The organism is Clostridium sp. (assembly GCF_050717635.1).
Classification (GTDB): domain Bacteria; phylum Bacillota; class Clostridia; order Clostridiales; family Clostridiaceae; genus Clostridium_AD.
On record NZ_JBOITO010000030.1, the window covers coordinates 219,638 to 231,502 of the forward strand.

10 protein-coding genes are annotated in these 11,865 nt (G+C 32.2%); 1 reads left to right on the forward strand and 9 read right to left on the reverse strand.

Annotated features, from left to right (window positions below; translation table 11 throughout):
• Nucleotides 1-14: 14 nt before the first annotated feature.
• The 5 genes from ACREWB_RS14355 to ACREWB_RS14375 all read right to left on the reverse strand — a co-directional run bounded on the left by ACREWB_RS14355 (nucleotide 15) and on the right by ACREWB_RS14375 (nucleotide 5,109).
• On the reverse strand, nucleotides 15-785 hold the full coding sequence (locus ACREWB_RS14355; protein WP_431548130.1) for a tyrosine-protein phosphatase: 771 nt from the start codon (nucleotides 783-785) through the stop codon (nucleotides 15-17).
• 21 nt (nucleotides 786-806) lie between these two features.
• A complete protein-coding gene (locus ACREWB_RS14360) occupies nucleotides 807-1,490 on the reverse strand; it encodes a CpsD/CapB family tyrosine-protein kinase (RefSeq protein ID WP_431548131.1) in 684 nt (227 codons plus the stop codon).
• Between the two features lie 12 nt (nucleotides 1,491-1,502).
• Entirely contained in the window at nucleotides 1,503-2,174 is a 672-nt protein-coding gene (locus ACREWB_RS14365; protein WP_431548132.1) for a YveK family protein, read from the reverse strand.
• Nucleotides 2,174-3,244, reverse strand: a complete 1,071-nt coding sequence (locus ACREWB_RS14370; protein WP_431548133.1) for a tetratricopeptide repeat protein — start codon at nucleotides 3,242-3,244, stop codon at nucleotides 2,174-2,176. The genes ACREWB_RS14365 and ACREWB_RS14370 overlap by 1 nt, the downstream gene beginning before the upstream one ends.
• Nucleotides 3,245-3,375: 131 nt before the next feature.
• Nucleotides 3,376-5,109 carry a phospho-sugar mutase gene (locus ACREWB_RS14375; RefSeq protein ID WP_431548134.1) on the reverse strand — a complete coding sequence of 578 codons (1,734 nt, stop codon included), beginning with the start codon at nucleotides 5,107-5,109 and terminating at the stop codon, nucleotides 3,376-3,378.
• A gap of 315 nt (nucleotides 5,110-5,424) precedes the next feature.
• On the opposite strand from ACREWB_RS14375, the gene ACREWB_RS14380 reads away from it, so the two are divergent.
• Nucleotides 5,425-6,915: an aminotransferase class I/II-fold pyridoxal phosphate-dependent enzyme gene (locus tag ACREWB_RS14380; RefSeq protein ID WP_431548135.1), complete on the forward strand. Its 1,491-nt coding sequence runs from the start codon at nucleotides 5,425-5,427 to the stop codon at nucleotides 6,913-6,915.
• A 76-nt stretch (nucleotides 6,916-6,991) separates the two neighbouring features.
• Here the strand turns inward: ACREWB_RS14380 and ACREWB_RS14385 are convergent, their stop codons facing one another.
• From ACREWB_RS14385 to glnA, 4 genes are all read right to left on the reverse strand, one after another.
• On the reverse strand, nucleotides 6,992-7,567 hold the full coding sequence (locus ACREWB_RS14385; RefSeq protein WP_431548136.1) for an indolepyruvate oxidoreductase subunit beta: 576 nt from the start codon (nucleotides 7,565-7,567) through the stop codon (nucleotides 6,992-6,994).
• Entirely contained in the window at nucleotides 7,554-9,335 is a 1,782-nt protein-coding gene (gene iorA, locus ACREWB_RS14390) for an indolepyruvate ferredoxin oxidoreductase subunit alpha (protein ID WP_431548137.1), read from the reverse strand. Before iorA ends, ACREWB_RS14385 begins: the two co-directional genes overlap by 14 nt.
• 107 nt (nucleotides 9,336-9,442) lie before the next feature.
• A complete protein-coding gene (locus ACREWB_RS14395; protein WP_431548139.1) occupies nucleotides 9,443-10,339 on the reverse strand; it encodes a phosphate butyryltransferase in 897 nt (298 codons plus the stop codon).
• Between the two features lie 51 nt (nucleotides 10,340-10,390).
• Complete coding sequence (gene glnA, locus ACREWB_RS14400; protein ID WP_431548140.1) at nucleotides 10,391-11,821, reverse strand: type I glutamate--ammonia ligase; 1,431 nt, start codon at nucleotides 11,819-11,821, stop codon at nucleotides 10,391-10,393.
• Nucleotides 11,822-11,865: the final 44 nt, after the last annotated feature.

Sequence of the window (11,865 nt, forward strand, 5' to 3'; positions counted from 1 at the left end):
AATCTCATTTCAACTTATTTGAACATATTAAAAAGCGAAAATTTTCGTTTTTTAAGGTTTAGCTCTAAAAAGTCCATAATTGAAACATTGTTAATAATATTAGTTTCATTTTGTAAAATCCAGTTATATAACTCTTCATTACTTTTCTTTATTAGTTCGTAACCATCCTTTAGTCTTGTCTTTCTGCTTGTAATATTATGTCCATCACTGCCCAAAATATGTATCATATTCCCTTTTACAAAGTCTTGCGCAGTCTTTTTCACTTCTTTACCATAATCTCCTAATAAACTTCCAACATTTGTTTGCATAAGTACACCTTGTTTTATCAAATTAGTAGCCAAATCATGATTTTGCATAATCTTATAATTTCTCTCTGGATGAGCTAAAATAGGTTTAGCTCCAAGTAACATTAATTCATAAAATATATCTTCAGTATACATAGGAAATTGTCCCATAGGAAGTTCAATTAATAAATACTCTGTATCATTAATTCCCCAAATTTTTTTTTCCTTATACAGCTTCGGTAAACTGGGATGCATGTAAATTTCCAGCCCAGATAAAATTTTTATACTTAAATTTTCTTCTCTAGTTTCTAAAACAAGTTCTTCTAGTTTTTTAATATATTTTTCACAACTAATTTCAAATTCTTCCGTTATAAAATGAGGTGTTGCACATATATATTCTACACCTTCACTCTCTGCATTTTTCAACATTTGAAGAGACATGTCCAAGGTTTTTGCACCATCGTCAACTCCATAAATTATATGACTGTGAAAATCTATCATAAACTTACACCTTCTAAACTTTTATTTTTCATTTCCATAATAGCCCTTATAATATTTTGCATAATAACCACTTGCTGCTTCAGGTACCTTGTTAAATACTATTCCCAGTACCTTTCCACCAACCTTGTCAATCGATAATTTTGCATCTATAACAGCATTTTTTTGGGCTTCACCATAAGAAGCTACAAAAATTACCCCATCTGCTATTGTAGATAAAATTTGTGCATCAGTTACGGCAAGAACTGGAGGTGCATCAATTAAAACTAAATCAAATTCACCTTTTAGTTCTTCGATAAAATCTCTCATTTTTTTAGTTCCTAGTAACTCCGCTGGATTGGGTGGTATAGGACCACTGGTTAACACATAAAGATTATCTATAGTTGTTTTAAATATACATTCTTGTTTTTTTACATTTTGAACCAATATATTTGTAAGTCCTGTAGTATTCGTAATTCCTATTTTCTTATGTATTGTAGGTTTTCTTAAATCGCAATCTAAAAGAATAACTTTTTTACCACTTTCAGCCATAGTTAGAGCTAAGTTTGCCATAACTGTAGATTTACCTTCACCAGGACCTGAGGAAGTAACTACGATAGATCTAATCTCTTTATCTAAGGAAGAGAATTGAATATTAGTTCTTAGTGTCCTAAAAGCTTCTGCCGATCTAGATTTTGGATTTTTTGATGTTACTAAATTTCTTAACATATTCTCACCCTCCTATTGTTTATCTGAATTTAACGGAATAATTCCTATAACTGGTACTCCAGTTAACTTTTCTATTTCTTCTTGATTTTTTACTGTATTATCTAAATATTCTAGTAAAAATGCAATGCCCATTGAAATCATAAGTCCAATAAAAAATGCAATAGCCATATTTAATTTTGGATTGGGATTATCAGGTGAAGTAGGCAGTATTGCATCATCTAAGAGCTGTACATTATCTACTTTTTTTACATCAGTACTTATAACTTTTAATGACTTAGCTAACTGATTTGCAATGTCCATAGCTTCTTTAGGGTCCTTAGATTTAACTGTTATAGTTAAAAATTCAGTATCTCCTTTAGGTGCTACTGTTACCATCTGTTGAAGCTGACCTGGTTCTATTTTTAACTTAAGCGCTTCAATAACATGTTCTGAAACCCTTCTTGATTTAGTAAACTCACTGTAAGTTTTAACTAATTTTTGGTACATAATTACATCATTGTAATTATCTTGTGATGGTTCAGATTTACTTTCTATTTTACCAATTATTACCGATATATCACTTTTATATGTAGGTGTAATAACAAAATAACTTAAAATTCCACTAAACACCGTTAATCCTACTGTGATTAAAATCACTAATAGCATCCTTTTTTTTATAATAGTAAAGTACTCCATAAGTTCCATTAATTACCCTCCGTCAATATATTTTCTAACTTAATTACAATCTCATCCTTTGGATCTATTTTTTTAGCAATGTCTAAATGCATCCTTGCTTCATCAAAATTTTTAAGGTTAATATAACACATAACAAGGTTAGTACATATCTCTATGGACTTTGTAACCTGGAACGCTTTTCTAAAATACATAATAGCCATCTCGTAGTTTTCAAGATGAGCATAGTTAATGCCAAACTCATTTACTACCTCAATTAAATCCACATCAATTGCTGATGCTTCATTTAAATAGTATATAGCCTTTTCATAATTTTGGAGTAACCTGTATGCTACAGCACTATGATAATATATTTCTGGTTTGTCTCCTAATTGTTCCATCAAAGGGATTAAAATCCGAAGTGCTGCTGTAGGATTATTAGGAACCAACTCCTTAGCCTTTTGATAATTTGTTATGTTTTCCAAAGTGTTTTTAAGTTCCATAACTTCTGCTGACTTCTCCCCACCATTTGTGAAATAATCGTTTAAAGCTATTAACGCTTCTTCAAATTTACTTTCATCATTAAGGACTAGTGATTCATATAAATAAGGGGTACTATAATGATTTATTTTTTTAGCCTCTTCTACAAGTAATAGCTGTTCATCCTTGAACATAATAATAGTGGATCTTAATTTATCCACTAATAGGAATATCTTATCATAATTTTCCTTGCTATGTTCTATAACTAATAGTCCTTTTAATATAATATACGCTTCTTCATAATTTTCATTTTGAATTTCTTTAAAGATAACACCCTTTATAAATCCTATTGAATTTGAAGTAGCATTTATAATTTTTTTATACTGTGGGTTGTATCTAAACTGTTCATCTGCTCCTAAAACATAGAACATCCCTTCAATAAATAAATTAACTGGTATATTATCAAAATCTTCCTTTTGTTTTACTTTTTGAATTACCTCATTAGTTCTCACTGGGAAGTATATGTCCTCCAAGATTACATAATCATTAATTTTGCTATTCTTTTTTATTTCTAAAAAAAGAAGTTCTGATAATTTCTCTGAAAAATATGTTTTAATATCCATGCATGCCCCTTCCTACTAGTGTTAAATGTATATATCTTTAATATACTATTAATAATAGTATATTAAAGATATTTTGTAAACCACACAAAATTTTCTTTCTAAGAATATAATTTATTATCAACATATAATTTTCACTTTATGCCTGCTTTATCCAATATTGACATAACACTTTCTTCTAGATCAATTAACTTCTTAGATGCTTCTTTAAGTGAAATCCCTTTTACTGATAAATAAATCTTCATTTTTGGTTCTGTGCCAGAAGGCCTAACGACAAACCAACAACCATCATCTAAAATAAACTTTAATACATTTGATTTTGGAAGTTCCATTGTTCTTTTCTTGTTTTTTATTAAATCCTCTTCTGTTCCCGCCCTATAATCCATTTTTTTAATAATTTTTTTATTTCCTACTAATCCTTTTAGTGAGCACCTTAAACCTTCTATTATATTAGCTATTTTTTCAGCACCATCTTTCCCATTAAGTTCTATGGAAACTAGTGATTCTTTATAATATCCATGTTCTTTATAAACATCCATTAATGCATCATAAAGACTCATTCCTTTATTTTTATAATAAAGTGTCATTTCACAGATTAACATTGCTGCTATAACTGCATCTTTATCCCTTACAAAATTTCCTGCTAAATATCCAAAACTTTCTTCAAAACCAAATACAAATTCTCTTTTACCACCCTGTTCAAATTCCTTGATTTTTTCTCCAATATATTTAAACCCAGTAAGTACATCTAACACGCAAACATTATATTTCTTTGCAATACCTTCTACCATATCCGTAGTAACAATTGTTTTTATTACTACAGCATTTTTAGAAAGTCTCTTCGTTTCAAACAATGATTTCAAGATATAATTACAGAGCAAAACGCCTGTCTGGTTCCCTGTAAGAACCTTATACTCTCCTTCTTTGTCTTTTACTACTACACCAATCCTATCACAGTCTGGGTCTGTACCAAAAATAATGTCTGGGTTAATATCTTTTGCCATTTCAAGGGCCAATGCAAAGACCTTTGGGTCTTCTGGATTAGGGTACGGAGCTGTTGGAAAGTTTCCATTGGGCTTTTCTTGTTCTTTTACAACAAATACATTGTCATATCCGAGTTCACGTAATACTCTTCTCACAGGTATATTCCCGGAGCCATGAATGGGGGTATAAATTATTTTTAAATCCTTGGCATTTTCTTTAACTAACTCTTTTCTCAAAGTTAGCCTTTTAGTCTTATCCATATATGATAAATAAATGTTTTCTCCAATAATTTTTAACATCCCATTTTTTTTTGCTTTAGAAAGCTCCATAGTTTTCACTTTAGAAAAATCCACTATGCTCCCTGCACAGGTAATAATTTCTTTTGCAGCTTCGTCAGTAACCTGTCCACCATCTTCACCATAAACCTTATATCCATTATACTGCTTTGGATTGTGTGATGCAGTAATAACAATACCCGCTTTACTATTTAGCTCACGGACAGCATAAGATAAAACTGGGGTTGGTGCTAATTCTTCAAATAAATTAACAGTAATCCCATTACCGCAAAGAGTTTCTGCAGTAGCCTCTGCAAATTCCTTCGACATGTTTCTTGAATCGTATGCTATACTAACTGATATATCTTCATTATACTTAGAATTTAAATAGTCTGCTAACCCTTGAGTAGCCTTACCTATAGTATGTATATTCATTCTGTTTGTTCCAGCACCAATTACACCTCTTAGCCCACCTGTACCAAACTCCAAATCCTTATAGAATCTATCTTCAATTTCACTTTCATCTGTTAACTGCATAAGTTCGCGCTTTAATTCCAAATTTATTGAATTAGACGTAATCCAACTTTTATATTTAACTTTATATGTCATAAATATACATATCCCCCTTGCGATGATCTTAAAGCTACCTTTAGTCTACCATATTATACTCTCAAACCAATGCAAATAAAAGACATTTTTGTTTATTCTCCATTATGGTTTCCAAACTTACCAAGATATAATTGAAAATCTCAAATTATTATTGCAATTGTATATCTTATACTCTATAATTATTAATTGGTTGAACGAATATACTCTAAGTAACTTATTTAATAATTGGACATCTAAAAAAGAATATACTAGCGTATTGCATAATTATTATTTCAAAATACCACAATATAAATTCTTTTGAAAGGGGTGTATAAATTGTATAGATTAAATCAAAATGAAACTCCGTTATTTGATGTTTTAATGGAATATGTAGACAGAGAAACACTACCTTTTCACGTACCAGGACATAAAAAAGGAATAGGTGCTGATGAACAATTTAGAAATTTTATGGGGGAAAACCCTTTCAAAATTGATGTTACAGTTTTCAAACTTGTTGATAGTTTTCATCACCCAACTGGAGCTATCAAAAAAGCACAAGAATTAGCAGCAGATGCTTACGGTGCTGATGCATCATTTTTCTCAGTTCATGGAACTTCTGGTGCTATTCAAGCTATGATTATGTCTGTAGTTGGTGCTGGTGATAAAATTATTGTACCAAGAAATGTTCATAAATCAATAACCGGTGGTATTATATTATCAGGTGCTATCCCAGTTTATATGCAGCCTGAATTAGATAAAAAAATAGGTGTTGCTCATGGAGTGTCACCAGAAGTAGTTGAGGCAACTTTAAAGGAAAATCCCGATGCAAAAGCTGTACTTATAATTAACCCTACTTATTATGGGGTCTCTACTGACATTAAGAGAATTTCAGATATTGTCCATGAATATGACATTCCTTTTATAGTTGATGAAGCTCATGGACCTCATCTTAATTTTAATAATAGACTCCCAATGTCTGCAATGGAAGCAGGTGCAGATATCTGTTGTCAAAGCACTCATAAAATTATAGGCGCATTAACTCAAGGGTCTATGCTACATGTTAATTCAAGGCGTATTAATCCTGCTAGAGTTAAGCAACTAATAAACCTAATGCACACAACGTCACCTTCCTACATACTAATGGCATCCCTGGATTGCGCAAGGCGACAAATTGCATTAGAGGGCACAGAGCTTCTAGAAAAAACTATTGATTTATGTAATTATGTAAGAAATGAAGTAAATAAAATCCCAGGGCTTTATTGTTTTGGCGAAGAGGTTTTAGATGGTTTTGGTGCTTACGCTTTTGATCCAACTAAAATCACAATAACTTGTAGAGATTTAGGTATAACAGGTTATGACTTAGATATGATTCTTTCTAATAAATATCATATACAAATGGAGTTATCTGATCTTTATAACATATTAGCAGTTGGTTCTTTTGGAGATACAGAAGACGGCATGGAGAAGCTGCTTACGGCTTTAAGAGAAGTAAGTAATGATTACTATGGTAAAGGCATAAAAAAAGCTGATTTTATTGATATACCTAGCATTCCAGAGCAAGTTCAAATTCCTCGTGAGGCTTTCAACAGTGTAAATACTGCTGTAGAAATTAAAAAGAGTGCTGGCATGATAAGTGGAGAATTTTTAATGGCTTATCCACCTGGTATTCCAATACTTTGCCCTGGTGAGCGAATAACCCAAGAGATTATAGATTATGTTGAAAAATTAAAAAGCACTGGACTATACGTTCAAGGAACTGAAGACCCTGAAGTTGAATATATAAAAGTTGTTCGCGAAGAAGATGCAGTTTATATAACTGTTGAATAGAAGTAAAAAGAACTCCCAATTTATTAGGAGTTCTTTTTACTTCTATTTAATTTTACTCTAAAATCATTATTAAAAACTAAATATCCATACCTGCTTTAAAAGCCTTTTTATTGATATCTATAGCCTTTGAAGGTACTATTGTGCTTATAACTTCATCCCAATTTATATTTTCTAGTTTAAGTACTTTGATTAAAGCTCCCAGTAAGACTACATTTTGAGCTCTAATATTTCCTAGATTTTGCGCAATTTCTGCTGCATTTATAATTATTGTGTTATAAACAGCGTCAGTCAATCTTTCATTTACATTTTCAGGATACATTTCTTTCCCCATTAATACTGGTAATGAACGTATTTCATAATCATTAACTACAATATGACCATCTTTTTTTAAAAAAGTTAAATATCTAGCTGCTTCACTTTTTTCGAAGGATACTATTACATCTACTTTACCCTTTTCTATTAGTGGTGAATACACCTTATCACCAAATCTTACTTGAGTTGTAACACTTCCACCCCTTTGAGCCATACCATGAACTTCTGACATTTTTACATCATATCCACTTTTTATAAGTCCTTCTGTCAAAATTTTAGATGCTAAAATAGTTCCTTGTCCTCCTACACCTACAAACAATACACTTTTAGTTTGTCTCATGTAATTCACCAACCTTTTCTATTGCCTCAAATGGGCATACCTGCTTACATACTCCACATCCATTACACATATTAACATCTATACTTACAATCCCATTTTCAAATTTCAATGCTGGACATCCCGTTTTTAGACAAGCTTTACATTTCCTACATTTGTCTTGATCAATAACACATTTAATTTTTGCTCTAGCTTTAAATACATCCTTAATTAATGCGCAAGGTTGTTTTGTAATTATTACAAATGGCTCTATACTATCATGTGCTTCTTTCACAGCAATCTTAGTTTCACCTAGTTTGTATGGATCTACAACTCTTATATTTTCTTCTTTAATACCACAGGCAAGAACTAACTTTTCTATATCAATCATTGGTGCCGGAGTACCCTGAAGGGTTTTTCCTGTACCAGGATTTTCTTGATGTCCTGTCATACCAGTAATTCTATTATCCAAAATACAAGTAACTATTGGAGTATTATTATAAACTGTATTTATAAGCCCTGTTATTCCTGAATGAAAGAAAGTTGAATCTCCAATGAAAGCAAAAACTTTTTTATCATCTCTATTTGCAACCATATTTGCTCGTTCAATACCTGTTCCTGCTGAAATTGAAGCTCCCATACATATAACTGTATCCGTTACATTAAGAGGATCTACCATGCCCAGTGTATAGCAACCTATATCACCAGAAGCTATTACATCTTTATACTTAGATACTTCATAGAAAATACCTCTATGTGGGCAACCTGGGCACAGTACTGGTGGTCTTGAAGGCGATTGTACCTCTGTTGTATAATTAACCTGATTAACTTCACCTAAAATAGCCTTACGAACGATATCTGGGTTTAATTCATCACAAATAGGAATTATTTCTTTTCCTATGCATTCTATTCCCATTGCCTTAATTGCTGTTTCCAAATAAGGGTCATTTTCTTCTATTATATAAAGTTTTTTCACCTTAGACGCAAACTCTTTAATCATTTCGTCTGGGAGAGGGTAACTCATACCTATTTTTAAATAAGAAGCATCATCCCCTAAAACTTCTTTTGCATACTCATAAGAAACACCACTTGTTATTATTCCTATTTCATTATTGCCCATTTCTATTCTATTTAGTGGAGTAATGTTAGAAAACTTTCTTAGTGATTCTAATCTTTCTTCTACTTCATAATGTTTAGTTTTTGAATTTGCTGGTGTCATAATATACTTTTTAACATTCTTTTCATATGGCCTTACTGCGACTATTTCTCTCTCTCCAAGCTCTATTATAGATTTCGAATGACATATTCTTGTAGTAACTCTAAACAAAACAAGAGTATCAAATTTTTCACTAATCTCATACGCAGCTTTCATATAGTCAACGCATTCCTGTGAATCAGATGGTTCTAGCATAGCTACTTTAGCATGTGGTGCATAGTATCTATTATCTTGCTCATTCTGCGACGAATGCATTCCAGGGTCATCTGCGCTTACAACAACAAGCCCTCCATTAATCCCTTCATAAGCAATTGTAAATAATGGATCAGCAGCTACATTTAATCCTACATGCTTCATGGTAGTAAGCGCCCTTGCTCCACCAATGGCTGCACCAGCTGCAACTTCAAACCCTACTTTTTCATTAGGTGCCCATTCTGCATAAACGCCCTCATATTTGGCGAAATTTTCAAGTATTTCTGTACTTGGTGTTCCTGGATAAGCTGATGCTATATGACATCCAGCCTCGTAAGCACCTCTTGCAATAGCCTCATTACCTGACATTATTACACTTTTCATATATTAACCCTCCTGTATTCCTTATGGGTACATAACAATTATTAATTGTTATGCCTCCTCGTATCTATTTCGCATAAACACTAAATAATTATTGTATTTAATGTTTTTTAAACTACCACCGCTCCAAGAGCTATAGAATATAATTTAGATTTTGCACTATCAGCCCTAGAAACCAATACTACAGGGCATTTTGCTCCTACTATAATACCTGCACTTTCTGCTTTAGAAAAGTATGTAAGTGACTTACCTAAAAAGTTTCCAGCCTCTATATTTGGTACAAGCAATATATCACTATCACCAGCTACATCACTTACAATCCCCTTATGCTCAGCAGCCTCCTTTGAAATTGCATTATCCAGTCCAAGTGGTCCATCTATTATGCACCCTTTTATTTGTCCTCTTTTATTCATTTGTGTTAGTGCTGCAGCATCTATCGTCGCTTGCATTGAAAGACTTACAACTTCCACTGCACAAATTGGGGCAACCTTTGGAATATCTATTTGCAGAGCATGTGCTACTACCACTGCATTATTAATTATCTCAATTTTTTCTTTAAGCTCAGGGCACGTAACCATTCCTCCATCAGTTAAAAATAATAATTTATGGTAAGTAGGTACATCATAAATCATTACGTGTGATAAAAGTCCTATGCCTCTTAATCCAGCTTCTTTACATAGGACTGCTTTTAACAAATCAGAAGTACCGAGCATCCCTTTCATAATAAAATGAGCATCGCCATTAGATACAAGTTCTACTGCCTTTGCCGCTGCCGCTAATATGTTTTCTTCATTTATAATCCTAATGTTTTGGAGAGATAATTTTTCACTAAGTGCAATTTCTACTATTTTTTTCTCATCACCAACTAATATTGCATCAACAATTTGTAGTCTTACTGCTTCTACTACTGCCTTTAAAACAACATTATCTTGTGCTACTGCTACTGCTAATGTTTTTTTATCTTTTTTAGTGGCAAGTTCTATTAACTCATCAAGTCTTTTAACCATTGTCTAACTCCCTTTCTCATAACATTCATAATAATAGTTAATTATTTAAAATTATATGTCATAGTATAATTGAAATTCTATTGGTGATGGAACAGGTATTACTTCTTTAATTTCTTTTTCAATTTTAAATTTAATCCAAGCATTAATAAAATGTTCATCAAATACGTTACCTTTTAATAAGAATCCACAATCTTTTTTTAGTTCTTCAAGGGCCTCATCTAAAGATCTTGGTAAGGCTTCAATTTTATCTCTTTCTTCCTCTGGCAAATCAAAAACGTTTACATCGTATGGTCCATAACCTTCTACCATGGGATCAATTCTGTTTTCTATACCATCAATACCTGCCATAAGTAGTGCAGAGTATGCAAGATATGGATTTGCCGACGCATCTGAAGGTCTAAATTCAAATCTTCTAGTTTCTGGATCTCTAATATAGCCTGGAATTCTTATTACTGCGCTTCTATTTCCTGTAGCAAAGCAAATTGACACAGGTGCTTCAAACCCTGGCACTAATCGCTTATAAGAATTAGTTGATGGGTTAGTAAATGCAAGTAATGCTTTAGAATGCTTTAATATTCCACCAATAAAATATAGTGCAGTTTTACTCATCTGTGAGTATCCATTTTCATCAAAGAAAAGATTTTTCCCATGTTTTTTAAGTAGCATATGAACATGCATTCCACTTCCTGCTTCCCCAAATAGTGGTTTAGGCATAAAAGTAGCTGTTTTTCCGTTTGCCACTGCTTCATTTTTAATTAGGTACTTTGCCATCATTGTTGCATCAGCCATTTTTGTCATCTTACCTAATTCAACTTCTATTTCAAGTTGACCAGCGGATCCAACTTCATGATGATGATATTTCACAGGTATACCCATTTCCTCAAGTTTTATACACATCTCACTTCTTAAATCATTATTAAGATCATAAGGCAGTCCTAAATGATAACTATTTTGAAATGGTGCTTTGTACCCAAAGTTCTGCTCTTTATTATTGGTATTCCATGGTGCTTGATTTGAATCTATGAAAACCTCTTGATGATTATTTGTAACCTCATAATTTATATGGTCAAATATATAAAACTCAAATTCAGGGCCTATTTCATATTCATCTGCTATTCCCAATTGTCTCATGTATTTTTCTGCTTTTTCAGCTATAAATCTTGGGTCCCCTGAAAATCTTCCCTCATTTTTGCCAAGGGTATACATATTGGCAATCATACTTAAAGTTGGTATTTTGCAATACGGATCAACAAAAGCTGTAGTCATATCAGGAACAAACCTCATATCTGAGTCCTCTATGGATGAATATCCATAGCTTGATCCATCAAATCCTATTCCTTCAGAAAATGTCTTCTCTGACAACCTTTCAGTTGGTATGGTTAAATGATTCCATTTACCTTGTAACGTTATAATTTTAAAGTCTACAAATTTAATATTATTTTTCACTATAAATTCTTGAACCTCATCAATAGTATTAAACATTTTTAAAAGCCTCCGCTTCTTTATGACATTTTTTTAATCTTCTG